This window comes from Exiguobacterium sp. UBA3491, assembly GCF_002377745.1.
Lineage (GTDB): Bacteria > Bacillota > Bacilli > Exiguobacteriales > Exiguobacteriaceae > Exiguobacterium_A.
This window is the reverse complement of record NZ_DFQK01000032.1, coordinates 123762-150034: the sequence shown is the minus strand read 5'-3', so window position 1 is coordinate 150034 and position 26273 is coordinate 123762. Positions and strand designations below refer to the sequence as shown.

The window sequence follows — 26273 nt, the reverse complement described above, 5'->3', positions numbered from 1 at the left end:
GTATGACCATCACCTATGTCATTTTGTTGGTCGTGTCTGTCGTCATCTTTTATCCACTTCTTTGGACGATAGGTGCGAGTTTTAATCCAGGAAATAGTTTAGTCAGTACATCGCTCATTCCGAAAAACCCTACCTTTGATCACTACCGTGAATTATTTGCTGGAAAAGAAAGCCTTCAATATAGCCAGTGGTACATGAACTCATTGAAAATCAGTGTGTTTACGATGATTGGAACTGTCGTTAGTGTCTCTTTCACTGCATATGCTTTTTCTCGTTTTCGTTTCAAAGGACGTGATCAAGCATTGATGTTATTTTTGTTACTTCAAATGATTCCTCAGTTTTCGGCGCTCATAGCCTTGTTCGTATTAGCGCAAATTTTAGGGATGATGAATAGCCACTGGTTATTAATTTTACTGTACATTGGTGGGCAGATCCCAATGAATACGTACTTGATGAAGGGTTATATGGACTCAATTCCATTAGACTTAGATGAAAGTGCAAAGTTGGATGGTGCAAGCAATACCAGAATATTCCTTCAAATCATCATGCCATTATGTCGACCAATGTTAGCAGTCATTGCGATGAATGGATTCACAGGACCACTCGGAGATTTTGTTTTGGCATCGACAATACTTAGAACGCAAGAATCCTATACGTTACCAATCGGTCTATTTAACTTAGTGAATGAAGCAATGGGAGCAAGTTATACGACATTTGCAGCAGGTGCGATTTTGATTAGTATTCCGATCGCTGTCGTCTTCGTTCTGCTCCAGAAGCATTTCGTAGCCGGTTTGACGGCTGGTGGAACAAAAGGGTAATAGATAGAAATCAGTTTTTTTAGGAGAGGAATATCTATGGAGAAATCAGGTAAATCTTATGTAACGTCTGCTAGGCGAATGCTCCATGGTGGAGACTATAATCCAGATCAATGGTTGGATGTTCCGCATGTCTTACGCCAAGATATCGAATTGATGCGTCTCGCTCATACGAATACGTACTCCATCGGCATTTTTGCCTGGAGTGCATTAGAGCCGGAAGAAGGGGTTTACACGTTCGAGTGGTTGGATCGAATCATAGATGACATTCATCAAAGTGGTGGAAATGTAATTTTAGCGACACCGAGTGGAGCGAGACCCGCATGGTTATCGCAAGCATATCCTGAAGTATTGCGCGTCGATGAACGACGGGTTCGACAGCTTCATGGCGGACGTCATAATCATTGTTTCAGTTCGCGTGTTTATCGGCAAAAAACGCAACACATCAATCGACTATTGGCGAATCGTTATGGGAAACATCCGGCATTATTGATGTGGCATATCTCGAATGAATACGGGGGAGAGTGTCATTGTGATCAATGCCAATCCGCTTTTCGTATCTGGTTACAAGAAAAATATAAAACACTTGATCGGCTGAATGCTGCTTGGTGGGGAGCATTTTGGAGCCATACGTTCAATGAGTGGTCGCAGATTGAATCGCCGTCGCCAATCGGCGAAAGCATGGTCCACGGCTTAAATTTAGATTGGCGTCGTTTTATTACGGATCAAACCATTAATTTCTATCAAAATGAAATTCAGCCATTACGCGAAGTGACTCCGAATATACCGGTGACTACCAATTTCATGGCAGATACGGATGATTTGATTCCCTTCCAGTCGCTTGATTATAGTCAGTTCGCGAAATATGTTGATGTCGTGAGCTGGGATGCGTATCCAGCTTGGCATAACGACAGGGAGTCAACGAGTCGTTTGGCGATGAAGGTCGGATTTATTAACGATCTATTTCGTAATCTAAAACAACAACCGTTCTTGTTAATGGAATCGACGCCGAGTGCCGTTAATTGGCATCCTGTCAATAAAGCTAAACGACCAGGAATGCATTTGTTATCTTCGATGCAAATGATTGCCCATGGTTCGGATAGCGTACTTTACTTCCAGTGGCGTAAATCTCGAGGGTCATCTGAAAAATTTCATGGGGCAGTCGTCGATCATGATGGAAGTTCTGAAAATCGTGTCTTTCAAGAAGTTGCAGAAGTCGGTCGTTTGTTAGAACATTTAGATGAAGTCGTTGGTACACATCGTCCAGCCGAAGTTGCGATTTTATACGACTGGGAGAACAACTGGGCATTTGACGATGCGCAAGGATTTTCGAATGACACGAAGCGTTATCCCCAAACACTCCAAGAACATTACCGGGCGTTTTACGAGCGTGATATTCCGGTAGATGTCATTACAAAAGAACAAGATTTTGATGGTTACAAACTGTTGATCGTTCCGATGCTTTATTTAGTCAGTCAAGAGACAATCGAACGGTTAAATCGATTCGTCGCGCAAGGTGGGACTCTCATATCGACGTATTTGACCGGGCTAGTTGATGAATCTGACTTAACTTATTTTGGTGGATGGCCAAGTGAGTTAACAACGATGTTCGGAATCGAGCCAGTTGAAAACGATACGCTATACCCAATGGATAAAAATGGAGTGAAGTTCCGCGATAAGACATATGAACTAAAGGATTATGCGACAGTCTTGAAAGTAGTGACAGCTGAAACAGTTGGAGTTTATACAGAAGACTTTTATGCTGACACAGCGGCAGTGACGTGGAATAATCACGGAGAGGGCGTCGCTTGGTACATTGGTGGAAGGTTGGAGGAGCGATTCCAAAACGATTTTTATGCAGAAATCATCTCTTCGTTGAATTTGCTGTCGCCTCTTCAGATTGAACATCCAGAAGGTGTCTCGGTGCAGGTGAGAATCGATGCATCGTCTATCTACGGATTTATCATGAATTTTTCGGAAGAACGCAAAACGATTGAACTAAAAAAACCAGTCGAAGACTATTTGACGGGAGAACGACTCATCGGAACTGTGTTACTACAACCGTACGAAGTAAGAATTGTGAAGTGTAATAACAAAAAATAACGTCGTCAGAAAATATGTAGTAAGTATAGGGTGGAACGGATTTTGCAAAATATTCTCAGAAACCGAGGCTGAGATGATGTAAATCGGTAACAATACTGAAAAACGCTGGATCTCCTTATCAAATGATAGGGAGGTCCTTTCGTATTTATGAGGTAAAAGTCGATTAGCTCAGATAAGGCTCGATTTGATTCCCAGTTGATCAAACTCCCAACTGCCTTGGACAATCAAGGTATTGCAGTGTTCGTTCTCCTTTATTTCGAGTAATCCCTGTTCAATCCGATTGCAAGTTTGTCCATTTAGAACGATATAATGGACGTCCTCGTTTACGTTCTCGACAAAACCGATTGTCACAATTAGATTTTCATCCGTATCCTGAGTGAAGTAGAGATTGTCCTGGTGCATACACAGCATCATCTCGATTCCATTCAAATTCAAAAAATGTGTTCGCTGTGACGGGAACCCCGCTATCCTTAAGATTTTTCACCCCAAATCCATTGGAGTAGATGACTTCCTGATCTTTGACGCTCGCTAGCGAAAATCCAGAAATCGATTGAGAAACAGCTTTTTCTTGAATAAAGTGATCTAACGTGCAAATCATCTATTCACTCACTTTCTAATTTGTATGTTTGCCTTTTCCTTAGTAGGACTAGCTCGTTCAAATGAGTACAATTCCTTTTATTACCATGATAATTTGTGTATAACAGCTTTTTATGTATTTACTTCTAAAAAATACTTATATTGGTTATTGTAATGATATCATGTTGCAGGAGGGGTCTTGGTGGACAGTTTTTTAGAAATAGAACGATTATCAAAAACCTATACGCGGGGAACAGAAACGGTCGAGGCATTAAAACAAATCTCCTTCACGTTAGAAGAAGGTGGTTTCATCGCCATCATGGGAACAAGTGGCTCTGGAAAAAGTACACTATTGAATATAGTAGGGGCACTTGACGCACCAACCGGCGGAACGTTGACGCTAAAGGGAAAACGGCAATGCGACATCTTCACTGAACCTGCTGCGACGTTATACCGTCAACAACACATTGGGTTCATCTTTCAATCGTTTCACCTGCTCGATGATTTGACGGTCCAGGAGAACATCGCCTTACCATTGATGTTGAAGGGGATGGATGACAAAACGATCAATCAAGAGATCGAAACTTGGCTCAATCGCGTCGGACTGACGAAGTGGAAAGACCATCGACCGCAAGAACTGTCTGGTGGACAACAACAGCGCGTCGCGATCGCACGTGCCTTGATCAGTCGACCACCGATCATCTTAGCGGATGAGCCGACGGGGAACCTCGATTTCAAGACATCTGCTGAAATCATGCAGTTGCTACAAGAACTTAATCGCGAACAACAGACGAGCATCCTACTCGTGACCCATGATGCAACTGTTGCCGCTCATGCGAAACGTGTACTGTATTTTCATGACGGACAGATCGTCGCCGATCAGCCGTCGACTGGAGACGTGGCACCGATTTTAGAGACATACGAGCAGTTCGTGGGGGCTGTATGAAACGACAACATCTCTTCCGTCTTTCTCACCGACTGTACTGTAAAAGTCCGATGATTCTATTGACCTCAATCGGAAGCGTCATGATTTCGATTGGTCTCGTCTTAACGATGGTCATCTTTTTACTACATAATCAAGCTGCGATCGAGACAGATCGTGAACAAAGATACGGTCAAGTCGATCTGACAATCAAATATGCATCACATGATGAACGGATGGACAAGAGCGTGCATAAAAAACTTAAAAAGGATCAAGCTGTTTTGCGCGAAGCGTCGATTTTACAGACGACAGCACGCGTTGCTGGTCAAACAATCGCCGATGTGAAAACACTTGGGGTCCATTCGGATGCCCTGACGAAAGGTCGTTATCATTTCACAAATAATTTGCAACAGGGAGAAGCAATCGTGTCAGATCGACTTGCCAAGTCGCTTGACCATAGTGTCGGGCAAGCGCTTCGCGTTGGAGAAGAGACGTATCGAATCCGTGAGATTTTACCAAATGCGAAAATATCTGAAACTTCGCAAGATCAAGTCTTGCTTTCTTATGCTGACCTTAAAAAGAACCATCCAGGTGAAATGAAATCCGTCTTGCTTGATCTAAAAAAAGAGACAAGTTCCGTTCGCTATGCCGATACGTTCGTCAAAGCGAATCCGAAGCTTCGTATTGAACTTGCAGAAGGACAAGCACTCTCTCCAGCAATGAACGGCTATATTGGAATCTTATCAATGCTCATCCTTGTCGTGTCCGGCTTCATCTTGATGGCGAATTTCGACTTGTATTTGCGTAAACATGCTGTTCAATTTGCGATCATGCGGACGCTTGGGGCGACAACTCGGCAACTGTTTCAGTTGTTCCTTGTCCAGTCCGGCTTGATTGTCTTAGCGGGAACGATCCTCGCAATCCTGGGTGGTATTTGCTTACCGTTACTTGGTCAACTGGTATGGCCAACAGAAGGGAAAATGATCGTCTCTCTCATGATCGAACAGGGAGAGTTCTTGATGCTCATCACGCTCGGTAGTGCCTTGTTGATTCTGATGTTGCTCGCGAGCACCGCTTACCGAAAACGAGATGTGTTACCGCTCCACGTCTTACGAGAAAATCTAAAAACAGCGTCACGACCGACACGACGAAAACGTCTCGTCCTTGCTAGTAGTGGGTTGACTGCTAGCTTGATCTTATTCGCAGAAGTGATCGCAAGCACAGAAGGGGCGCGGGCGATGACCTGGATCGGTGCAACTATTGCCTTTTTACTGACAATGTATCTTGCGACGCCACTGCTCTTGAAGGGAGTGCTCCATCGAGCGGAACCGTTCGTTCGTCGGTTAGCGGGACCGACGAGTTTCGTCGCCTTCCGGGGCGTGTTGCCACAACTACGGAAAAACGCCTGGTTGATGCTGATCGTTCAAGTATTGATGATTATCGTCGTCATTGGATCGACGTTCCTTGAGACGGTACAACAAAACGAGCGGAACTACATCATCAGCCAATATCCGACGGAGGTCGTCTTAAAGAGTCGTTTAGATGAAGGATCGCAAGGAAACCCGCTGCAATTGATTCGACAAATTGAAACGGAACTACCTGGCGCAAAAGCGACCTTCCTGTCGTCTCGAAATTCACTCGAATACCAGTCGCCTCAAGAAGATGTCTCGATTGAATACGAAGTGACGGACTATCGTCGTCTTGACGTTTTAAAGGGAGAACAGACGAGTGACACAGAAGGAATCATCGTCTCACGGACCTTCGCTAAAAAACACAGACTCCAAAAAGGCGATACGTTGCCGCTCGGCCGATGGGACGGGGAACAAGAGCGAAGTGTTTCACTCGGTCAATTCCGAATCGTTGGAATCGAAAAGAAGATAGCGCCAGACATCCTCGTGGATTGGCGGAACGAGCAGCTACGGCAAACAAGCGATCAGATCTTAAATGTCTTTATCGACGTTCCATCCGAGTTAAAGAAGGCGCAAGTGACCACAACATTATCAGAGATCACAGAAAGTTATCCGACATTGCAAATGAATCGACTATCTGACGCGCTTCACGATGCGGAGCAACAAACGACGGAACGTTGGTTCGTCTTCATCATTGCGCTTGTCGTCATGAGTGGATCCATCTGGTTCGGACTTGCAAACGCTTTACTCAGTTTCGTGAGTGGAAAACGAGTCGAGTATGCCTTGCTACGAACGATTGCGCTGACTCGAAACAGGCTGCGTCAATTGACACTCATTCAAATGCTCTTGTTCATTGGGAGCGGCATCATCTTTGGACTGATCAGTGGTCTTGGTGCGACAATCTTCGTGACACGGATTGATGATACAGGATCATTCTATCTCAACGTCCCGACGATTGCTGGAACCAGTGCCGGTTTGGTGGTGCTTGTCCTAGCCATCGCTTGGTTCGTCACCCGACGGAAGCAGGAAAACCTCGTTCACGAATTGAAACAGTAAGTATGGGCAAGTGAACCGGGGGGATCGAAATGCGAAAAACGATCGGGGCGATTCTATTACTTGTAGTGATTGGCGGTGTTGGTTGGTGGATGATCGCAGATGAACGGGATGCAACCTATGAGCAGATTGTTGAAGTGCAAGTCGTTCGGCACGTGACGAAGCAGTTCGGGCGCGACAATATCGCGTCAGTCAAACCTTATTTCGTAGCGTCCGAATCATCAAAATCACGACGTCACCAGATTGCCGTTCAATTGAAATCGGCACCGACTGGAGAATACCGGATGTACCGCGTATTTCAGAATAAGGTCGAATACATCGGTCGATCACGAACCGTTCGATCAGATTAAACAGGTACGTTGAATCAGTTGGGGGATTTAAATGAAAACGAAAGCCGAACGTATCGCGTTCATTCAAGAAGAAAAACGTCAACTCGCTAAACCACGTTTGTACAGCTCGTTACTGTACGGCTTTAGCATCCTGTTGGTCGTCGCCAATCGGGACATGTACTGGCCACTATTTTTATTATTTGTAGCACTAGTCTGGATTGCGCGGATCCACTCGCAAGAAGTCGAACGTGATATGGCATTAACGATAGAACCACAGATGAAGAAAATCATTCAATGGCAGTATGTAACGGATTTTCTGTTCGTCATCTTAATGGGATTATTCTTTCCAATACTAATCGTATTCAACTTGCCATTCTTCCTCAGTTTTGCCGTCTACGTCGTTCTTGCGATTGTTTTGCTCGTATCCGATGTGCTACTTGAACGAAACGGAAAACATCTCGATGTCGAGCATCCGACGAAGAAGGAATTGCGGACGTATCCGAAGTCGTGGAAAAAGATCTAATTCGTGGAGCCGGTCGATGAACCGGCTCCTTTTTGAGCATTCCGGTCGCTTCGGCGTGCGAGACTGCCGTATGATGGAAAGGCACATGAAGAAGGAGGTCCTCGTATGCTTGCGATCATCATTGGATTCATCATCGGTTTGCTCGTACCGGTTCAAACGAGTGTCAATACACGGCTACGGGGCGTCGTCGGGTCGCCATACCTCGCTTCACTGATTTCCTTTTCGATCGGCTCACTCTTCTTACTGATGCTCGTGTTGCTCGTCGATGGGAATCTTACAGGTCTCACGGCTACGGCCGATGAACCGTTCTGGATCTGGGGTGGAGGGGTTCTCGGTGTCATCTATTTGACCGGGAACATCTTATTGTTTCCGCGACTCGGAGGCGTTCAAACGGTCATCATGCCGATTTTTGGTCAGGTCATCATGGGACTGTTGATTGATCATTTCGGATTGTTTGAAGCGAACGTCACGACATTTTCGTTAACGCGGATCATCGGTGCAATGCTTGTGTTACTCGGTGTCGTCGGAACAGTCGCGCTCGGTGACTATTTGGCACGGCGTCGTCAGAAACGACTAGAATCTCAAGGGAATTCGTTACTCGTTTGGCGTATACTTGGAGTTCTGACCGGTATGATGAGTGCTGCCCAGACGGCGATCAATGGTCATCTCGGAAGTGTTCTCGGGTCAGCCGTCAAAGGCGCCTTGATTTCATTCGTCATCGGTACGATCACCTTGTTATTGCTGAATCTGATCCTCCGAACGAAGTGGCACATCGATCGGTCGCAACCCTTACCTGCTTGGATTTGGATCGGGGGATTGATTGGCGCATTGTTCGTTGCCGGTAATGCCTTCATCGTTCCGCTCGTCGGTACTGGACTCGCTGTCGTGATCGTCACGATTGGTTTACTGACCGGCAGTCTGTTGATTGATCGTTTCGGCTGGTTCGGTGCAAAAAAACAACCGGTCACGGGTGTGCAGATCGTCAGTCTGCTTGTCATGCTTGGAGGTATCGTGTTGATCCGCATTTAAGAACAGCTCGTTCTAACGTATGGATAGATACGTTGAGAACGAGCTGTTTGTTTAATCGTTCTTAATAAAAAGAAGGAAATGATTTCCTAATCGATGAATTGAGATAAACTGAAGAAAGAGTCATCATTTAGGAAGTAGATTCGGAGGAGAAATGCATGAATCTAGTGGATATCGAACGACGATTACGAGAGGACTCAGAAGTGCAGCTCATGCTGCATTTTGGCAAACGCCGCATACCTACATACCGGAGAGTGGAGAATCCTTTGACGCGGTCCGCGAGCGCATCCTATCGTTTTTGGAACGACTGGCAGACCATGAAGAAGACGAAAACATCTTAATCGTCACCCACGGCATCTTCCTTAACATCTTGCTGACATATCTTCAACGTAAGCCGTTCGCGACATTATGGGATCCGCCGTTCATTCATGGAACGAGTTTGACGATCGTCGAATACAGGGATGGGGAAGCCGTGATTCGATTAGAAGCTGACATGTCGCATGTCATAGCGGACTAAAAAAACGGCGGACTTTTTCTCGGTCCGCCGTTCTCCTTATCGTGATTTCATCAAATAGATCAAAATTGCGCCTTCTTGTTTTCTGACCTTTAGGTGAGGAGAGGATAACGTGTCGATCGAGCGACCGATGATCGATTCTCCTGTCGTATAGCGTTTGAGGAGTAAGGGATAGAATGAAGCATTCGTCTGTTTCTGATCATTGAATTGACCGCTGTCAGTCTGGACGTTTTGAGGTAAGGTATAGACCGTTTTCGTCTCAGGAATACCATTCTTCGTATCAAGCGAATAGGTGAAGGCATGCGAATCGTTGAGCAGGTTCAAATCATACGTCAATTGGAACGGTGTGCGATCATATGTACCGGCAGGAATCGATTTGTCGATCAGCACCTTTGGTGGTTCTGTATCGTCAAATTGGACCGCTTTGAGCTGGAGCGGGCGATCGAGTGCACCAGTTAAGAAAAATGTCCGCTGTTGCTGCGACTCGTCCTTCGTGGTAGAAGGTGTGATCGAAAAGTACGACTTCTTGATCTTGACGGTCTCTTTAGGAAGGACGGTTGCTTCCGTTGTGCAACCAGCAAGCAAGAAGGGAAGGGTGAATAAGAGCGCGTATTTCATGACGTGTTCCTCTTTTCCATAGTCATAGTGAATCGAGAAAAAATAAAATATTCAAAAAATTAGAAATGATACCTAGATTATACCAACAATGTTCTTGCTAAATAAAGGAGGAAATCATGAAAGGCAAATGGTTATTAGCAACCGTCCTGCTCGTCGGTTGTACCTCGACGGGGGAAGAGGCCGAATCGACGGCAAAATCGTTATACGTCGCACCGAACGGCAGTGATAAAAATACCGGCACGTTGAAGCATCCGTTTAAAACAATCCGACAGGCGACACTAAAAGCGACTGCGGGTACGACGGTTTACTTGCGAAAAGGAACGTATCACGAGAAGCTGAACGTTAGACAAAGTGGAACGAAACAACATCCAATCGTCTTTCGGAATTATAAACAAGAACGAGTCGTCTTAAATGGGGAAAACATTAAAGATCGAGACGCAACCTTACCGATCATCCAGATTAAGGATCAAAAATATGTGACAATCCAAGGACTGACAATCGAAGCCGTTCAGTCGAAACGGTCGGACGCGACACCGATCGGTATTTTGGTTACGGGATCAGGATCACACATCACGTTGAAGAACAATACGGTCCGCCAGATCAAGACGCTCGCGAAAGACGGAAATGCACACGGCATCGCTGTCTACGGAACGGGAGCGATTCGTCACCTGACGATCACCGGCAACCGAGTCGAGCAGAATCGTCTCGGTTTCAGTGAAGCCCTCGTCTTAAACGGGAACGTCAAACATTTCCGGGTGACGAAGAACGTCGTACGTGATAACGACAACATCGGCATTGATTTGATCGGACACGAAGGGATCGCTCAGTCGAAGAAAGACGACTACGTCCGTGAGGGCGTCGTGTCGGAAAATCGTGTTTACCGGACGTCGAGCTACGGCAATCCTGCTTACGGGAAGGAATACAATGCAGCCGGTATCTATGTCGATGGTGGGAAAAACTTAACAATTGAGAAGAACCTCGTCGAAGCGAGTGACATCGGGATTGAAGTGACGAGTGAACATGCCGGACGATACGCAGAAGATGTCATCGTCCGCCAGAATGATGTACGGCAAAACGTCTACACCGGAATTGCGATCGGTGGGTATGACACGAAGCGAGGCGGTACAAAACGTGTCCGGATCGAGCAAAATCAGCTGATCGGCAATGATACGAAAGGGCTCGAGGGTGGTCAATTGCTCGTCCAGCATGATGTCCATGACAACACGATCATCAAAAACACATTCGATGGTTCGTTAAGTGTCGCCCATTACTTCAAGACGAGTTCTAGGAACCAGTTTGAACAAAATACGTTCAAACATACGAAACGTTTCATGTGGCGCGACACCTCCTATAAGACGGAACAAAGCTTCCTGAGAGCGGTTCGAAAGGTGGAAGGAAGATGAAGTTATCGGAGCGACTCCTCGCTTACTGGATCCGGATTCCGAGACGATGGCGGCTTGCAGCGTTGACCGCCTGTATGTTGACGATTTGGACAGTGGAAGGCGTTCGGTTTTTAACAAGTCCCGCGTTACGACTGCCGACCGTTACCGATGCAATCATCTGTCTCATTCCGGCGATTCTAATGTTCATGGTATGGAAAACAAAGCGTTCAAATTAACACCTGAATTAATCGAAAATAACAAGGAATTCATTTAATCGTCCTCGAAATAGGGAGGGAACTTCAATTAGTAAGGAGGAAAAAAGATGACGAAACTAACGATTCAAGCTGTGATTGACCGTCCGGTCGAGACCGTGTGGGAGATCTGGAACGCACCGGAAGACATCAAACGCTGGAACGCAGCGTCTGACGATTGGCATACGACGGCGTCAACGAATGATTTGACGGTCGGTGGTCAATTCACGAATCGAATGGAAGCAAAAGACGGTAGCATGGGATTTGATTTCAAGGGTACATATGAGGCAATCGTTCCCTACGAACGCATTGCGTATGTCCTCGAGGATGGTCGTCAGGTGAAGATCGACTTCACTCGGAACGGGGAACAAACCGAAGTCGTCGAATCGTTTGATGCCGAAACAATCAACCCGCCTGAAATGCAACAAGCGGGCTGGCAGGCGATCCTTGATCGGTTCAAGGCGTATGCTGAGTCGAAGTAAATCGTTCGCTTCGTAACTTCCGACCACGGCGATCCGTCAGGGCAGGAATACCGCCGCTCTCATAGCGCCGGACCCAGTTATACAATTGTTGATACGACACCTCATGCCTTCCGGCGATGCGTTGGTAGTCCTTTGCGGCCGCCAAACAATCGAGGACGGCATTCATGCGTTCTTCAAGAGTGTTGGTGGACATGAACGTTTTCCTCCTTATTGAATCGCCCTGGATTCGTCCATGGCATCAAACTAGTGCACATACAATCGATGGAAGCCATTGAATCAAAGAAAAATTGACGCGTCTCCTGTTGATTCGATTTGACGATCAGTCGTTTTTCTAGCGTTGGTAAATGCACGAGAAACGAAATCTGATATTCCATAGGCTGCGAGAGAATGGTGGTAGATCGTTTTTGTAAGTGGATCGCTGCTGAATTCGCAGTGATGTATAAGACGTGTCGATTCCATTCATCTTCGTTGAAAAGTGAATCCATCATCGTGATAAATGCTTGACCGGAAATGAAGTTCATCGGACGACCTCCTTTCTTATAATGTGTATATCCTGTACATGTTTTTCGAAAACCTACATTTCAAATATTACAAAAAAACCACCTCCAAAAGAGAGGTAGTTAACGTTATCCTGCTAGTTCAAGCATTTGGAAGAACGCGACGTCCGGATCTGTCGTCTCGAATCGGTTCAACCAATCCTTGAAGTCGCCTTCGTACAAAATACGACCTTGATGAAGGAAGATGACATGGGCATCGGTATGCAATAGATCATGTAATTGATGGGTCGAGAAGAGGCACGTTTGACCGTTTGCTGTCATCTGCTCGAAGCGTCGCATGATATGAAGCCGTGTTGCCGGGTCGACCCCGCTCGTCGGCTCGTCAAAGATGTAGAGCGAACGTGGTACTGTCGTCAACAGGGTCACGAACAACCATTTCTTTTCACCAGCGGACATCTTACCGATTTTCATTTCCCACAGATGAGCGAATAAATCGAGCTCTCGCGGCTGTTTCAGATGACGCGTATAGGTCTCTTGTTTGCGATATGCTTTCAAACGAGCGAGCCGACCGACGAAGACGGCGACATCCTTACCCTTTAGTTCATCCGAGTAATAGATGAATTGCGTCAAATAGAGAATGTCCGAGATATCGGGTAAGTCCAGTCCTCCGGATGTGATCGGTAAGGCACCGGTCATGCAATCAAACAGTGTCGTTTTCCCGGCACCGTTCATCCCGATCAAGACGTTCAGTTTCCCAGGAACAAGCGAAAAGGAGACATCGTGTAACAGATCAGGTGATTTCGGATAGTTGAAGCGTACATGTTGAACGTGCATCTGAATCCTCCTATCGGGTCAGTAATGACATGAGATTAAAGCGTTTGACAGAGAATAGACCAAGTAACAGATAAACGACGAGTACGACGGTCAAGATCAGTAACGATGCTCCCGTAACGTGCTCAGAGACGGCGAGACCAAGTGTTTTTATGACATAAAAAGGATTCAAGTAACTGTACCAGCGATCCGGTTGGCTATTCGCGAACAAGAACAGAGGATACATGACGATGTTGATTAATGTCGACATACTCGAAATCTTAGCCGGAAGCATCGTCAAGGCGATGCTTGCAAAAGCAAGCGGGATGCTGAGCAACAAGACGAGAAAAGCGAGTAACAACGTCAAAGGTGAGAAGAGGCCGAATACGAGCATCAGGACTGTCGTAAAGACCGTTAAACTAACGGCTGCAAATACGAGCTGAACGAGAACGAGTGCGAGAATACAACCAATCTTACTACCGGAAATCATGATATACGTCTTCATCAAACCATGTTCCCGCATCCGGGCAAGTTGGAGACCAATGCCGTTGACATAAATCGAAAGTAAGATATAGCCCCAAAAGAGTGCAAGAAATGATAGGAAACTGCTCTCTGTGAAATCGAGTCGTGACCCGAAGACGAACGCGAGAATCAATGGGAAGATCAACGACCAAAAGACCGGAATCTTATCCGTCAGCATGATTTTTAAGTAAAGTATGAAGTAGCTAGGAATCGAGTACATATGTGCCTCCAATCAGTGTGTCGAATCAAGCTTATATTAAGTATACGTTCGGAAATGGGAAATAGTTCCTTTGAAAAGAGCTTAAGAATCACCTGAAGTCAAATGATGTAACGCATCGACAACAATATGGGGGGCATCCTGTTGAATGAAGTGCCGGCTGTTTGGAACTTCGATCAACAACCCTTGGATCGACTGTGCAGCAGTTTGTCGTTGCAATTCGTGCCACAATAGTTGCGCCTCACGCGAATAATGATCCTTTTTACCAGCAGACAGAACAACGACTGGAAAGGGATAGAGGACATCGACGTTCGTCGCTTCAATACTCTCTTTAAAATCTTCGTATGTACATTCGAGCGTGAATTGTTTTTTTGTATATGGCTTGGAACGTGTTTGGCATTACTGGTAAGAAGCGTTGAATATAGGATTCTGGTGTTGCATCGATGAGCAATAGACCTTTTATTTCACTTGGATATTGCGATGCAAATTGTCGAACTAACGTGCCGCCATAGGAATGACCCACAAGAATAAAGGGTGGTTTGAGAGATAAGGTATCGATCAAACGGCGAAGGCGATTCACGCTCTGGCGACTAGTCTCGGAATCATGCTGCATACTACCACCGATGTTCGTACGGTCATACATCAAAATCGTTCCAAGTCCTTCAACTTGATCCATGATTGGTTGCCAGGTTGAAAGATCTTGTCCATATCCATTTTCAAAGATAAACGTTGGTTGATCGGAAGTTCCGAGAATCAGACGATAGTGTAACGTCGTTTCAGGTAACGTCATTAAGTCGAAAGACATATGATTCCTCCTATTCTAGTGGGAATAAAAGTAAGGATACCAGAAACGCACAAATATTGTAAACTGAAGCAAAGAACAGGAGGTGTCACGATGGACTATCTATTAACTTCAGGTGGGGTACAAAATCCATCGATTCACAACGCGTTACGTGAGATGCTCAGAAAACCGATTGAGGAATGCCATGCCATCGCGATCACGACAGCATCCTACGCATTAGGCAGAGGAACGGACCTCGCTGTCAACTTCATTCAAGGAAAAGATGAGGCACCGATGGTCGATTTAGGATGGAAGTCAGTCGGTCTGTTGGAATTATCAGCGGTCTCGGTAATTGATCCAGCAATTTGGCAACCAGCGGTCGAACAAGCGGATGTCATTCTCGTTAATGGTGGTGATCCACTCTTTCTACATCACTGGTTCGTCGAATCGGGTTTTGATCGCATGTTACCGAATTTGACAGGGGTTTATGTCGGGATGAGCGCAGGTAGCATGATTCTGACACCACGAATCGGAACGGATTTTGTTGAATGGAAAAAGACGCCGGAGCAATCGGACGTAACATTAGGTCTCGTTGATTTTTCAATCTTCCCGCATCTCGATCATCCGCAGTTACCAGACAATCACTTACAAGCTGCCAAGTCTTGGGCCGAGACATTGACGAATCCAGCTTACGCAATCGACGACGCGACAGCGATTCGTGTCATCGGTTCGAATGTAGACGTAATTTCTGAAGGAAAGTGGGTCCAGTTCCGATGAGGACGCTCTATTTCATTCGCCACTGCGAATCGATCAAAACAGGCAGTGATCGAGGGCGGGGATTAACGGATGCAGGTCAAGAACAAGCGCAGAAACTCGTAGCGTTCTTTGAAGCGCTGCCGATTGACGCCATATATTCGAGTCCGATGTGACGGACGGTAGACTCCGTTCGCCCACTTGCTGAGCAACGAGGTTTGCGAATCTACGAGGTAGCGTTTCAGGAACGGCGTTTTTAGGAAACAGACGAAAGTTTATCGCCTGAACGGCTAGAAGAACTGTTGAAGCGATCATTTCAAAATGATGATTACGCGCAAAGTGGCGGAGAGTCGAATCAAATAGCACGTAATCGTGCTCTAACAGTCATCGATCAGCTACGTAAAACCCACCCGCACCACCGAGTGGTCGTCGCGACACATGGACTTGTATTGGCGTTAGTTCTTGAAAAATATACTGGGCGAACGGCGAACGAATGGTTAGATGCGATGTCGAGTCCAGCGATTCACCGGTTGACATTCGATGCCCTCAAGAAAGCGTCTCATGAACATCTATAGAAAGACGATTAAATTTGACCGCTGAAGATGAAACCGAGAAAGAGTAGTAGCAGCACACCGAGCGGAATGGCACAGGCGAGACTGACATATTTAAGAATCCCGGGCTCCCGTCGTTTGATGGCGACGATCCCAAGTCCGATTCCGAACAGATAAATGACAAGTCCGATTGGAATCGTAATCATCGAGTTTGCACCGAATGGCCAGTTAATTGGTGGGAAAATCATATAGGCAATGAACAGACCAATCAGACTGAAAAAGATAGAAGCTTTAGCGTATGTCATGTGAGAACTCCTTTTAATTAAGTATGTGAACAAGAATTCGGATTTAAAACGAGAATTCCTGCTCCATCCAGTAAATTTCCTGTTTGGCATTTAAATGAACGGTAACTCTATCTAAAAGATAGTATCTTTTAGATAGAGGAGGGACCGATGCCAAAAGAAAACATGCCCGTTATGCGATTCTCGGACTCCTCGCCAGCGGATGTACGTCTGGTTATGAGATGAAACATACGATCGACACGAACTTGAATCACTTTTGGAAAATCAACTTCGGACAAGTCTATCCGACGCTTAAACGGTTAGAGGCGAGAGGATTGATCGTGGAAGAGGTCACGAATGGGGAACGAAAACAATTCGCCCTGACGGAAAACGGACATGTGGAGCTCGCGCGGTGGATCGCTGAACCGTCCATCGAACTGCCGGTGCAACGAAACGACTTGTTATTGAAGCTCTATTTTGCGCGGCATGCTTCAAAAGAGGTCTCCTTGCATAAAATTCAGGAGCATGCATGATTGCTCGAAGAACGGCTTGAGACGTATCAAGCGATCGATGCGATGATTCGTTCCCATCCTGACTCGAATGATGCCGTATACTGGTTATTGACACTTGATTATGGCATTCGGAAGACACATGCGTTACTCGATTGGCGAGTCGGCAATCAAACCGCACCAGGAACAGGCAAAGGAACGACTATCCGAGCGGCAATCACAAGAAACGATCTGAATAGACAAAAGACGGGTGCCGAGGCATCCGTCTTTTTATGTAGTGACTGGCGTGGCGAGTTCGAGCAACTCCCCACAGTTTTGACAAATATGATTGAGCGTTTTTGTACACGGTTCGCAAAACGTACAAGCATGTGAACATTGATAGACCGTCGTTTCAATCGTTTCTTGGCACCGGACACAGGTTGGTTCCATGCGTATCACCTCCTATTAGTAGTATAAGAAATACTATTCAATGAACACAGCAGCAGAACAAAGTAAAAGGCTATATTTTCCTTTGATTCCATGTTAATTTGAAGAAAGTGGTTTTGAATCAGAAGGAGGATGGAAAATGGACCAGATTGATCAACAGATTGTCCGGATTCTGCAAGACGATGCCCGGATTCCATGGTCGGAACTCGGACGTCAGATCGGATTATCGGCACCTGCCGTCATCGAACGGGTCCGAAAAATGGAGGACGCGGGAATCATCGAAGGGTTCCGTGCTGTCATTAATCCAGAAGCACTAGCGCTAGGGTTACTCGCGATCGTCATGTTCGAAGAGACACGTTGCGCAGGCTTAATTGAATTTTGTAAAGGACATCCAGAAGTCGTCGAGTGCCACCGCCTGACCGGTAGCTATAACTTCATGGTCAAGTTGCAAACGACGTCTGTTGCAACTTTAGAACGTTTTCTCGATGACGCGTCTGTCTTTGGTAAACCATCGACTTGGATTCGATTGTCGACACCGGTTCCGTTCACGGGGTATACGATATGACGGAGGAGACCCGTCTAAGCATCGAGCAAGGCTGGCTGAGCGGTTGTCTCTGTCCTCATTTGAATCAGGAAAAACGAGCAGCTCGTTTTCAGGAATACCTGCCTCAAATGAATTATGCGATCGGATTACCTGACGATACGGCGTATATTCAATCTGAGACCGATCACTATCGATTAGGCGAAGGGTACGTGCTTTGTTTTAAATGATGATGAACGCTTCGAACATCCGTTGTGTTCATCACCGTGATTAAAAGTGAATCAAAACAGTTGACGAACAAAAATTGAGATGGTATATTTATCTCGAATTAAAGATATATGAATTAAAGATACAAAAGAGGTGAACGAAATGACACGACCGAATCCGAACTTGAAAGCATTGACAGTCATGGTACGCGCAGTCGATGCGTTACATGAAGTCATCAAGAAGGACGTTGCGCAGTGGGGATTGAACCCGACGGATTTTTCAGTCCTTGAGTTGCTGTTTCACAGGGGCAGGCAACCGATTCAATTGATCGGGAAAAAAGTCTTGATCACGAGCAGTAGCATCACATACGTCATCGATAAGCTTGAAAAAAAGAATTACGTTTTCCGTAAAGCGTGTCCGGAGGATCGGCGCGTGACATTTGCGGAACTGACCTCTGAAGGACAACAATTGATGGAAACGATTTTTCCGGAGCACGAGCAAGCGATCAATCAAGTATTTCAAGGAATAGCCCCGTCAGACCTCGAAGCATTCATCGAGACAGCCAAAACAATCGGCTATCAAGCAAAAAAACAATAAAATTTTTTAGACTGATATCTCGAATTCGAGATAATAATCATTAAAGGAGCGATTTTTCATGAATGAATTAAAAGGAATCCACCACGTGACGGCGATTACGAGCAGTGCCGAGAAAAACTATGACTTCTTTACGAACGTCCTAGGAATGCGATTGGTCAAGAAAACCGTCAATCAGGATGACATCCAGACATATCACTTATTCTTTGCTGATGATAAAGGATCTGCCGGAACGGATATGACGTTCTTTGATTTCCCTGGTATCCAAAAAGGATCACACGGAACGAATGAAATCTTCAAGACGGCGTTTCGTGTCCCGACGGATGCGGCACTCGAGTACTGGATTAAACGCTTTGACAAATACGACGTCAAACATCGTGGCATCAAAGAACAATTCGGCAAGAAGACGCTCTCGTTCGTCGATTTCGATGAGCAACAATACATGTTGATTTCTGATGAGCATAATCAAGGTGTCGCTTCCGGTACACCGTGGCAAAACGGTCCGGTACCCCTCGAGTTCGCGATCACGGGACTCGGTCCAATTCACATCCGGATCGCGGAATTCGACAATTTAAAAGCGGTACTTGAACAAGCAATGTTGATGCGCGAAGTCGATCAAGCGGGTTCCCTGCACTTGTTCGAGATGGGTGAAGGCGGAAATGGTGCCCAAGTCATCGTCGAGCACAACGTCGTCCTACCAAGCGGACGTCAAGGATTCGGAACGGTCCACCACGTCGCCTTCCGCGTTGAAGATACGGCTGCCTTACAGGAATGGATCGAGCGGATGCAACAGCTACGCTTCAACACGTCCGGTTATGTCGATCGCTTCTTCTTCGAGTCCCTTTATGCTCGTGTCGCGCGCGGTGTCTTGTTCGAGTGGGCAACGGATGGTCCTGGTTTCATGGGTGATGAGCCATACGAAACGGTCGGGGAGAAATTGTCATTACCACCATTCCTCGAGCCGCAACGAGCACAGATCGAACAAATGGTTCGTCCGATCGATACGGTCCGAAGCACACGCAAAATCGAAAAAGAATATCTTTAAAAGAATATCTTTAATAGGAAAGTAAGCTGACAGCATCTAAACTAGAGGAGGAAATGAAAATGGAGAAATTAAACATTGGGATCATCTTAGGATCCACACGTGAAGGACGTCTCAGCCCACAAGTCGGGAACTGGGTCAAACAACTGGCTGAACAACGGAATGATGCAAACTATACGATTCTTGATATCGCGGACTACAAATTACCGTTGCTTGGTGAAAAAGACGGGGATGCGTCAGGTGTTGCTGCTTGGTCAAAAGATGTCGCAGCGCAGGACGGATTCGTCTTCATCGTTCAGGAGTACAACCACTCGATCGCAGCGTCACTTAAGAATGCGCTTGATTATCTCCGCGTCGAATGGAACAATAAAGCAGCAGGGATCGTCTCCTACGGTTCCGTCGGTGGGGCGCGGGCAGCAGAACATTTGCGCGGCATCTTAGGAGAGTTATTGATTGCCGACGTTCGGGTGCACCCGGCGTTATCGTTGTTCACTGATTTCGAAAACGGATCGGTTCTAAAAGCGGCAGCCGTTCAAGAAACGTCGGTCAACCAAATGCTCGATCAAGTCATCCCGTGGGCAACGGCGTTAAAAACGATTCGCTAATTAGTTACTATATAAAATCCCTCATTTCATCTTGAAATGAGGGATTTTTGGATGGCTGTTACGTACAACACGACGTGACGCGGCGCAGATCCTTTTCTTGAATGTAAAGCGTGTGATGGCGGACTTTATAAGGAATGTCAGCCGCTTGAAGACGTTCAAGGTAGTGAACAGTCGGAGCGACCGTCCATTTCACATATGATGTCGCAGCATTTGGTGAGGCGAGACAGATGAGTAATAAGAGTGGAAGGATCCATTTTCGAATCTTCAACCGTATACCTCCTTTATTATTTCAAATACTGTATTAATGTTTTTATTGTTTAAAACCAAAACTGAAAAAACGACTCACGTCAACAAAAAATAACTGACCATTAAACCGACCAATAGACCACTAAAGGCGAGTCGGTAGACAGGTGAACGATGAGTTCCTTTGTTTCGTTTCACTTGATAAACGATGAAATAAGCCACACTGGTCACCATGATGAGGATGGCCAGTGTACTAAGTATCGTAGACATCAGCATTCCTCCTTATCGTAAAATCTTAGATAATGCTTTTCCTTTTGCCAGTTCATCAACGAGTTTATCGAGAATGCGGATGTTACGGATGTGTGGATCCGTTAAGTTCTCGACTCGAATCCCGCAGATGACACCAGTGACTAAAAATCGACGTTCGTTCAATTCGGGTGCTTGTTCGAAAAAGGCTGCGACGGTTTGGGTTTGTATGGCTTGGTCGAGAGTTGGTTTCGAGTGCCCCGTTAACCAGAACAGAACATCATCGAGTTCCGCTTGCGTCCGTTGCTTGCGCTCTACTTTTTGTAGGTAGACGTTGTACAGCTGCTGCATAGGCATTTGAAATACTTTTTCATAACTCATCTGAATCGCCTCCTTTCATGGTAACATATGGGAAAAGATCTTGTGTTAAGGATTTCAATTTCGTTTTGGAGGTGCAGGATGAAATGAGACGTCGAATGATTGGGATGACTTTTATGACATGCTTAGTACTATTTTTAGGCGTCGTGGGTGTAAAACTGTCGTATCAAGCCTTAGTCGATCCTCCGATCGATCAATCGACAGGAGACTGGGTGCATGTCCCGAGCACGATCTTACCGACTAAAAAAGTCATCTATGCGAAAAAAGATTTGATCACAAAGGCACTGGACTCTTCAAAAAATGGGCACAAAGGATATCGGAAAGAGCCGGATAAGAAACCTGTTGTTGAAGTTGGAAAGGGATCATGGACGGATGCGATCAATCAAATCGTTCGCATGACTCCATGGATGGTCGCTCTAGTCATCCTCATCTATCTGTATCGTCGACAACGATTCAACCGCATGCAGTGGTCATTCCCCTCGGGGCATCAAAGGAAGCGAACCGCTCTATCGCTTCCGCTAACGCCTGAAGTCCAGTCCTCATCAGAAGAAAGTATCCTTGATTCAGAAATTCGTGAAGCGGTGCGCACGTTCAACCGATCACTTGCTCCAGCGCAGCGACGGCGGACACATGAGACGCTGACGGAGTGGTTTACACGTTTAGAGGTCACAGTTCCACGCGAGATGTATCAGCTCGTCCGATATGCCGACGTGCCGGAACAGACACTCGATCTTTCTCAACGGACTGCTTTCCTCGAACAGCTTAAGCAAGATCAGACACGGCTCGTGTAATCAGCCGTGTCTTTTTTGATGTCCGCGATACTTGTTGAGGGCGAGCATATTTAAGAGGAACAGTGCTGCGCCGTAAAGGAATAATCCGAGCCAGTACGGCCAGATGCTTGACCACCCGTTGCCGTAGACGAGCACCTCTTTGATCGCGCTCGCTCCGTAGAAAATCGGTGTGATATATCCGATGTTACCGAGTCCGTACGGGATTAAATCGAGCGGAATCAAGCCGGAGAAGAAAATTTGCGGAATGATCGTAAAAGGAATCAACTGGACGATTTGTAATTCAGATTGGGCGAAGATCGAGATCGTCGCCCCGAATAAGACTGCGACGACGGCAAGTCCAAGCATCGTCAAGAAGACCCAGATGATCGAGCCTTCAGATGGCAGATCAAGAACGGTCGTCGCGTACAGGACGACAAGAATGGCCTGGATGGATGCGAAGACACTATAACCGAGTGTATAGCCGAAGATGACGTCCGTTTGGCGAATCGGTGTCATCATCAATCGCTCGAGTGTGCCGCCACTACGCTCCTTGACGAGTGCCATCGCTGAAAGTATGAAGACGAAGAAGAACGAGAATAGCGATAAAAAGACGAATCCGAGCGCGTCAAACGTCGATTGATCGACATCTCCGTAGAGGTAGTTCGTCTCAAGTTGCATCGTCGGTTGTAGGGATGCCAGTCCAGCTTGAATCTCGCGTAGTGCTTTGGAACTTTTCGTAGATGGTTCGCGGAGATTTAAGGACAGCTGATTGTCGCTCATCTCTAAGACGACGTCGACCGTTTCGTGATCTTTGAGATAGGCGTCTGCATCACTGCCGCTATACGCTTTAATCGATAGATCTTGTTTTTCGAGCGCTTGTGAGACCATAGCTGGTACATCTTGACTGATGGCGACAACTGGTGTGTAGTCATCGTTTCCTAGTAAGAAATAGATTAAGGTGAAAATTAATAACGGAGCAAGTAAAATCAGTCCGACGCTTCGTTTATCGTTCAACGTTTGACGGATGACCCGTCGTGCGAGTTGCCACATCACGTCACGTCCTTTCCGGCGAGCAGGAATAGTTCTTCAACTTTGCCGTTTTCCGTCTGGGCAAGCAAACGGTCAAGGGGATCGTAGGCAATGATTCGACCGTTATAGATCAATGCCGCCCGGTCACACTCATTGATTTCATCCATAACGTGAGTCGAGACGACGATCGTTGTTCCTTGCGCACGAATTGCTTGGAATTGATTCCAAATCTGTCGGCGTAACACGGGATCAATCCCGACGGTCGGTTCATCCAGGAATAGAATGCTCGGACGATGTAGTATTGAGATGGCAAGGGACAACCGTTTCTTCATCCCACCGGAATAATGACGGACGAGCTTTTTTTGGTCATTCGTTAAATCGACGAGCGTCAACACTTCTTCGATGCGTTTTGCCAAGTCTTGACGAGACATGTGGTATAAGGAACCGAAAAACTGTAGGTTCGCAAGCCCTGATAAATCCTCATATAAGGCATCATTTTGTGGCATGAACCCAATTTGCGATAACATCTTAAAGTTCGGCATCAAGGTGTCACCGATCTGAATCGAACCTGTGTCTGCCTGGATCGCGCCAATCATCAAGCGGATCAACGTCGTCTTGCCAGACCCTGACGGACCAAGCAATCCACAAATCTCACCAGACGGAATCAAAAGATCAATTTGTTGGAGGACGTTCTGTTGATGAAACGATTTCGATACACCTTGGAGTCGTAAATCCATCGTATTCCCCTCCTTTTTATAAAATAATTATTGAACAACGTGTTGATTATTTTCATTATAGAAGGGAGAGAAAATGGGAGCAATGACCAATTGACGTCCATCTGTTGCTTAAGCGACACATCCCGACAAACTGTTGAAGAAAGAGGCGATTTCGATGAAAAAACAAGATTTACGCATCATTCGAACCGATCGGAGAATACGTGAGACGTTCCTTCAGCTGATCGACGAAGTCGGTTTTGACGCTGTGACAATCAAGTTATTGACGGACCGCGCTGAAGTCAATCGCGGGACATTTTATCATCATTACGCCGATAAATACGAATTGCTCGAACGGATGACGAATGAAATCTTTGAAAAGATCGAAGCGACATTCGAACGGGAGATTCCCTTTGTCCTAATCAACAAAACGGAGGACTCTCCGTACCGGCGAATCATTCCGTTTCTGACGTTTCTCTATGAGCACCGGACACTAATGCGGATCTTACTTAGTCCGGTGAGCGACGGATGTTTCGGAATCGGGTCCGTGATTACATGCAACGAATTCTTTTTTCAGGGTTACACGAACAGGGAGAATGGCTCGTTCCGGAAGACTATCTCATCGCCTATCTTTCTGCTGCCCATCTCGGTGTCATTGAATCGTGGTTGAGTCATCCGAACGAGACGACACCGGAAGAGATTGCCCGGATCGTCTTTACCATTTCGATGGAAGGACCATTTCGAGCGGCAGGGTTCCGACGATGAACTTACAGGAGGTAGTAGTCTATATCGTTAAGGCATTACAACAAGAGCAAATTCGCTTCGGCATCGGTGGTTCATTGCTGTTGGCACATCATGGACTGCCTGTCACTCCGCGCGACATCGATCTCGTCGTCGCGTTAGAAGACGTCGAACGAGCCATTCAATTGTTATCGGAGATGGGAACTGTCGTCGAAAAAGACGAGACGTCACTGTACGCGACACAAGTGTTTCAGGAATTCATCATTTATGATATTGATCTCGATTTGATGAGCGGACTGCAGATTCGCCATGACGAGGGGATTTTCGCCTATCCATTTGCTGAACAAACGATTAATGAGACCGGACTTCCATTTATGTCACTCGTCGATTGGTATGTCATCTATCAATTGATTCCAGGACGAGAACAAAAAGTCGCGATGATTGAGCACTGTCTTGCTGATCAGGAAGTAGACCGAGAGCGACTAGAACAGCTGAGAGGACGCGTACTTCCAAAAGCCGTAAGAAATCGGATAGATCAATGGCTGAATTGACCTATAAGTCGCGTAATAAAACGACTTCATTTGTTGCCGGTAAGTAAGCATGATTTGAATCAAGCAAGCCACAAAGAACGTATTGACCTTTTGAAGCGTCAAACACATAACGTGGTGTGAGAGACAGGTACGGACGTAGTGCGTTAAAAATGATGTCTTGCTGATGATCTTCAAGCTCCGGTGCAGTAACGGAAGCAAACGCGGCATGGTATTCCTGATAGTCGACCAAGTCAATCCATTGAAGTGTCTTTGCGTCAATGAGAATCGTGACGCGTCGATACTGATCGGCATAGGACGTCGGATGCGCGTGTGACAACGTGACAGCAAGGTAGGGATCTTGTCGGTAAATGTGCCGAAGCACCCATTGCCCAGAATCGGCAGGGTACTCACTTTGAATGATGCCGTTGATCACGGCGCGACATGCGCTAACAGTCTCCTGCGGAATCGGACGAAAATCCGGATGTTGGGTCTGCGTGATCACGTCATTCGCGGTCACGGTTTCTCCTGATTGAAACGGATGCCGTTTATGCGTCTTAGACGATAAACCTGTCCAGGTTAACACATCATTCACTTCGATGGAGGTCGTGAAATCTAGTTTACTTGGAACAAGGATAGTTCCTTCTTGCGTCACGAACGTCTCGGCGACAGTATGCGCGTATTGATGTCCTGTTTTAAGGTAGGAAAACCATTTTATTTGTTGTTGTATGAGCGATTTAATTTCTTCAAGCGTTAAGGTAAAAGATTTTGATTCAACACGGTGTTCAAGCGGATGAGGACCGTATATGAACAACTCGTCGAGTTGACCATTTTCAGTTAACGTCAGATGGATGAAGCAACCGGGAGACAACTGGACTCCGTCGTAACAACTCACATAACTGAAAAAAGTTTCATTTTCTTCTTCGAGCATGAAATGTGTACCATGAATCATGCCGGTTTCTGACTCGAGCCAAGCGATCCGAGTGCTGATATCACGTAAGTCGTTCGGTACGGAGTGAACTAGGATCGAGCCGTGTAAGGATAACGTCGTCGTTCGTTTCGTGACAGGATTTATCGCGATCTGCACGGTTCCTTCGGGAAGCATCGTACCATCGTCTTCCTCGATGATCGATGTACCATAGGGAATCCAAAACGTCTCAAACGAGTAGACGGTTTGATCGTTCATTTTGTCTTGGACGTAGGATGACTCATGGAGAATAGAATCAGTTAATTGATATTTTTCTTGAATGTGTTCGGTCAGTTGTTTCGTTAGGGCATGCAAGGAAT

General features: G+C 46.2%; 36 protein-coding genes and 2 pseudogenes. 23 read left to right on the top strand and 15 right to left on the bottom strand.

Annotation, left to right across the window (positions count from 1 at the left end; genetic code table 11):
* The first annotated feature begins 2 nt into the window (after positions 1–2).
* The 8 genes from B4F99_RS13165 (at position 3) to B4F99_RS13130 (ending at position 9273) form a co-directional block, all read left to right on the top strand.
* A complete protein-coding gene (locus B4F99_RS13165; RefSeq protein ID WP_290758735.1) occupies positions 3–818 on the top strand; it encodes a sugar ABC transporter permease in 816 nt (271 codons plus the stop codon).
* 36 nt (positions 819–854) lie between these two features.
* Positions 855–2918, top strand: a complete 2064-nt coding sequence (locus B4F99_RS13160; RefSeq protein WP_290758731.1) for a beta-galactosidase — start codon at positions 855–857, stop codon at positions 2916–2918.
* A gap of 775 nt (positions 2919–3693) precedes the next feature.
* Positions 3694–4440, top strand: coding sequence for an ABC transporter ATP-binding protein (locus B4F99_RS13155; RefSeq protein WP_214854057.1), 747 nt, complete (start codon positions 3694–3696; stop codon positions 4438–4440).
* Positions 4437–6881 (top strand): ABC transporter permease, encoded by a 2445-nt coding sequence (locus B4F99_RS13150; RefSeq protein WP_290758725.1) that lies wholly within the window; start codon positions 4437–4439, stop codon positions 6879–6881. Before B4F99_RS13155 ends, B4F99_RS13150 begins: the two co-directional genes overlap by 4 nt.
* Before the next feature lie 29 nt (positions 6882–6910).
* On the top strand, positions 6911–7228 hold the full coding sequence (locus B4F99_RS13145; RefSeq protein ID WP_035407705.1) for a hypothetical protein: 318 nt from the start codon (positions 6911–6913) through the stop codon (positions 7226–7228).
* 31 nt (positions 7229–7259) lie between these two features.
* Positions 7260–7730, top strand: a complete 471-nt coding sequence (locus B4F99_RS13140) for a hypothetical protein (protein ID WP_290758721.1) — start codon at positions 7260–7262, stop codon at positions 7728–7730.
* A gap of 105 nt (positions 7731–7835) precedes the next feature.
* Entirely contained in the window at positions 7836–8759 is a 924-nt protein-coding gene (locus B4F99_RS13135) for a DMT family transporter (protein ID WP_290758718.1), read from the top strand.
* A 151-nt stretch (positions 8760–8910) separates the two neighbouring features.
* Positions 8911–9273, top strand: a complete 363-nt coding sequence (locus tag B4F99_RS13130; protein WP_214854047.1) for a histidine phosphatase family protein — start codon at positions 8911–8913, stop codon at positions 9271–9273.
* Between the two features lie 36 nt (positions 9274–9309).
* Here B4F99_RS13130 and B4F99_RS13125 read toward each other — a convergent pair whose 3' ends face one another.
* The gene (locus B4F99_RS13125) at positions 9310–9888 is read right to left on the bottom strand and encodes a hypothetical protein (RefSeq protein WP_290758713.1); all 579 of its coding nucleotides are present in this window, start codon (positions 9886–9888) and stop codon (positions 9310–9312) included.
* Between the two features lie 116 nt (positions 9889–10004).
* On the opposite strand from B4F99_RS13125, the gene B4F99_RS13120 reads away from it, so the two are divergent.
* From B4F99_RS13120 to B4F99_RS13110, 3 genes are all read left to right on the top strand, one after another.
* On the top strand, positions 10005–11291 hold the full coding sequence (locus B4F99_RS13120) for a right-handed parallel beta-helix repeat-containing protein (RefSeq protein WP_214854042.1): 1287 nt from the start codon (positions 10005–10007) through the stop codon (positions 11289–11291).
* Entirely contained in the window at positions 11288–11506 is a 219-nt protein-coding gene (locus B4F99_RS13115) for a hypothetical protein (RefSeq protein WP_214854039.1), read from the top strand. The genes B4F99_RS13120 and B4F99_RS13115 overlap by 4 nt, the downstream gene beginning before the upstream one ends.
* A gap of 86 nt (positions 11507–11592) precedes the next feature.
* Positions 11593–12003, top strand: coding sequence for an SRPBCC family protein (locus tag B4F99_RS13110; RefSeq protein WP_214854036.1), 411 nt, complete (start codon positions 11593–11595; stop codon positions 12001–12003).
* On the opposite strand, the gene B4F99_RS13105 is transcribed toward B4F99_RS13110, so the two are convergent.
* The 6 genes from B4F99_RS13105 to B4F99_RS13080 form a co-directional block, all read right to left on the bottom strand.
* The gene (locus B4F99_RS13105; protein WP_214854034.1) at positions 11978–12196 is read right to left on the bottom strand and encodes a helix-turn-helix domain-containing protein; all 219 of its coding nucleotides are present in this window, start codon (positions 12194–12196) and stop codon (positions 11978–11980) included. The two genes, B4F99_RS13110 and B4F99_RS13105, sit on opposite strands and share 26 nt — an antisense overlap.
* Positions 12177–12524, bottom strand: coding sequence for a hypothetical protein (locus B4F99_RS13100; protein ID WP_214854032.1), 348 nt, complete (start codon positions 12522–12524; stop codon positions 12177–12179). Before B4F99_RS13100 ends, B4F99_RS13105 begins: the two co-directional genes overlap by 20 nt.
* Positions 12525–12629: 105 nt before the next feature.
* Entirely contained in the window at positions 12630–13334 is a 705-nt protein-coding gene (locus tag B4F99_RS13095) for an ABC transporter ATP-binding protein (RefSeq protein WP_290758704.1), read from the bottom strand.
* 10 nt (positions 13335–13344) lie between these two features.
* Entirely contained in the window at positions 13345–14052 is a 708-nt protein-coding gene (locus B4F99_RS13090; RefSeq protein WP_214854028.1) for a hypothetical protein, read from the bottom strand.
* Between the two features lie 81 nt (positions 14053–14133).
* Positions 14134–14280, bottom strand: coding sequence for a hypothetical protein (locus B4F99_RS13085; RefSeq protein ID WP_214854026.1), 147 nt, complete (start codon positions 14278–14280; stop codon positions 14134–14136).
* Between the two features lie 100 nt (positions 14281–14380).
* Positions 14381–14854, bottom strand: a complete 474-nt coding sequence (locus tag B4F99_RS13080; protein WP_214854022.1) for an alpha/beta fold hydrolase — start codon at positions 14852–14854, stop codon at positions 14381–14383.
* Positions 14855–14944: 90 nt separating this feature from the next.
* Here B4F99_RS13080 and B4F99_RS13075 point away from each other — a divergent pair, with 90 nt between their 5' ends.
* Together B4F99_RS13075 and B4F99_RS13070 are read left to right on the top strand one after the other, a co-directional pair.
* Positions 14945–15607 (top strand): Type 1 glutamine amidotransferase-like domain-containing protein, encoded by a 663-nt coding sequence (locus B4F99_RS13075; RefSeq protein WP_214854019.1) that lies wholly within the window; start codon positions 14945–14947, stop codon positions 15605–15607.
* Positions 15604–16158, top strand: a pseudogene (locus B4F99_RS13070) (histidine phosphatase family protein). Before B4F99_RS13075 ends, B4F99_RS13070 begins: the two are co-directional and overlap by 4 nt.
* Before the next feature lie 8 nt (positions 16159–16166).
* On the opposite strand, the gene B4F99_RS13065 reads toward B4F99_RS13070, so the two are convergent.
* Positions 16167–16439: a hypothetical protein gene (locus B4F99_RS13065; protein ID WP_290758695.1), complete on the bottom strand. Its 273-nt coding sequence runs from the start codon at positions 16437–16439 to the stop codon at positions 16167–16169.
* Positions 16440–16657: 218 nt separating this feature from the next.
* On the opposite strand from B4F99_RS13065, the gene B4F99_RS13060 reads away from it, so the two are divergent.
* A complete protein-coding gene (locus B4F99_RS13060) occupies positions 16658–16948 on the top strand; it encodes a PadR family transcriptional regulator (protein WP_290758691.1) in 291 nt (96 codons plus the stop codon).
* Between the two features lie 246 nt (positions 16949–17194).
* Here B4F99_RS13060 and B4F99_RS13055 read toward each other — a convergent pair whose 3' ends face one another.
* Positions 17195–17353, bottom strand: coding sequence for a DUF1272 domain-containing protein (locus B4F99_RS13055; protein WP_290758688.1), 159 nt, complete (start codon positions 17351–17353; stop codon positions 17195–17197).
* A gap of 136 nt (positions 17354–17489) precedes the next feature.
* Between B4F99_RS13055 and B4F99_RS13050 the strand changes: the two genes are divergently transcribed.
* From B4F99_RS13050 to B4F99_RS13030, 5 genes are all read left to right on the top strand, one after another.
* Positions 17490–17915, top strand: coding sequence for an Lrp/AsnC family transcriptional regulator (locus B4F99_RS13050; protein WP_290758685.1), 426 nt, complete (start codon positions 17490–17492; stop codon positions 17913–17915).
* Positions 17912–18121 (top strand): hypothetical protein, encoded by a 210-nt coding sequence (locus tag B4F99_RS13045; protein WP_290758683.1) that lies wholly within the window; start codon positions 17912–17914, stop codon positions 18119–18121. Before B4F99_RS13050 ends, B4F99_RS13045 begins: the two co-directional genes overlap by 4 nt.
* 139 nt (positions 18122–18260) lie before the next feature.
* Positions 18261–18695 (top strand): MarR family winged helix-turn-helix transcriptional regulator, encoded by a 435-nt coding sequence (locus B4F99_RS13040; RefSeq protein WP_290758680.1) that lies wholly within the window; start codon positions 18261–18263, stop codon positions 18693–18695.
* 58 nt (positions 18696–18753) lie between these two features.
* Complete coding sequence (locus B4F99_RS13035; protein ID WP_029341802.1) at positions 18754–19737, top strand: ring-cleaving dioxygenase; 984 nt, start codon at positions 18754–18756, stop codon at positions 19735–19737.
* Between the two features lie 59 nt (positions 19738–19796).
* Positions 19797–20339 (top strand): NADPH-dependent FMN reductase, encoded by a 543-nt coding sequence (locus tag B4F99_RS13030; RefSeq protein WP_290758676.1) that lies wholly within the window; start codon positions 19797–19799, stop codon positions 20337–20339.
* Between the two features lie 58 nt (positions 20340–20397).
* Here the strand turns inward: B4F99_RS13030 and B4F99_RS13025 are convergent, their stop codons facing one another.
* The 3 genes from B4F99_RS13025 to B4F99_RS13015 form a co-directional block, all read right to left on the bottom strand.
* Positions 20398–20607 carry a hypothetical protein gene (locus B4F99_RS13025; protein WP_238236306.1) on the bottom strand — a complete coding sequence of 70 codons (210 nt, stop codon included), beginning with the start codon at positions 20605–20607 and terminating at the stop codon, positions 20398–20400.
* 74 nt (positions 20608–20681) lie between these two features.
* Positions 20682–20852, bottom strand: a complete 171-nt coding sequence (locus tag B4F99_RS13020; RefSeq protein WP_268024764.1) for a hypothetical protein — start codon at positions 20850–20852, stop codon at positions 20682–20684.
* A 12-nt stretch (positions 20853–20864) separates the two neighbouring features.
* Positions 20865–21209, bottom strand: coding sequence for a DUF2200 domain-containing protein (locus B4F99_RS13015; protein WP_290758666.1), 345 nt, complete (start codon positions 21207–21209; stop codon positions 20865–20867).
* A 113-nt stretch (positions 21210–21322) separates the two neighbouring features.
* On the opposite strand from B4F99_RS13015, the gene B4F99_RS13010 reads away from it, so the two are divergent.
* Positions 21323–21997 (top strand): hypothetical protein, encoded by a 675-nt coding sequence (locus B4F99_RS13010; RefSeq protein WP_290758663.1) that lies wholly within the window; start codon positions 21323–21325, stop codon positions 21995–21997.
* Here B4F99_RS13010 and B4F99_RS13005 read toward each other — a convergent pair whose 3' ends face one another.
* Both B4F99_RS13005 and B4F99_RS13000 read right to left on the bottom strand, forming a co-directional pair.
* On the bottom strand, positions 21998–23026 hold the full coding sequence (locus B4F99_RS13005) for an ABC transporter permease (protein ID WP_290758660.1): 1029 nt from the start codon (positions 23024–23026) through the stop codon (positions 21998–22000). It lies immediately after the preceding gene.
* Complete coding sequence (locus tag B4F99_RS13000; protein WP_290758656.1) at positions 23026–23742, bottom strand: ABC transporter ATP-binding protein; 717 nt, start codon at positions 23740–23742, stop codon at positions 23026–23028. The genes B4F99_RS13005 and B4F99_RS13000 overlap by 1 nt, the downstream gene beginning before the upstream one ends.
* 154 nt (positions 23743–23896) lie before the next feature.
* On the opposite strand from B4F99_RS13000, the pseudogene B4F99_RS15525 reads away from it, so the two are divergent.
* The 3 genes and pseudogenes from B4F99_RS15525 to B4F99_RS12990 all read left to right on the top strand — a co-directional run.
* Positions 23897–24019: pseudogene (locus B4F99_RS15525) on the top strand (TetR/AcrR family transcriptional regulator); the annotation flags it as partial.
* A 227-nt stretch (positions 24020–24246) separates the two neighbouring features.
* On the top strand, positions 24247–24483 hold the full coding sequence (locus B4F99_RS12995; RefSeq protein WP_290758653.1) for a TetR-like C-terminal domain-containing protein: 237 nt from the start codon (positions 24247–24249) through the stop codon (positions 24481–24483).
* Positions 24480–25010 carry a nucleotidyltransferase domain-containing protein gene (locus B4F99_RS12990; RefSeq protein WP_290758650.1) on the top strand — a complete coding sequence of 177 codons (531 nt, stop codon included), beginning with the start codon at positions 24480–24482 and terminating at the stop codon, positions 25008–25010. Before B4F99_RS12995 ends, B4F99_RS12990 begins: the two co-directional genes overlap by 4 nt.
* A 1-nt stretch (position 25011) precedes the next feature.
* On the opposite strand, the gene B4F99_RS12985 is transcribed toward B4F99_RS12990, so the two are convergent.
* A complete protein-coding gene (locus B4F99_RS12985; protein ID WP_290758646.1) occupies positions 25012–26268 on the bottom strand; it encodes a hypothetical protein in 1257 nt (418 codons plus the stop codon).
* Between the last annotated feature and the right edge of the window lie 5 nt (positions 26269–26273).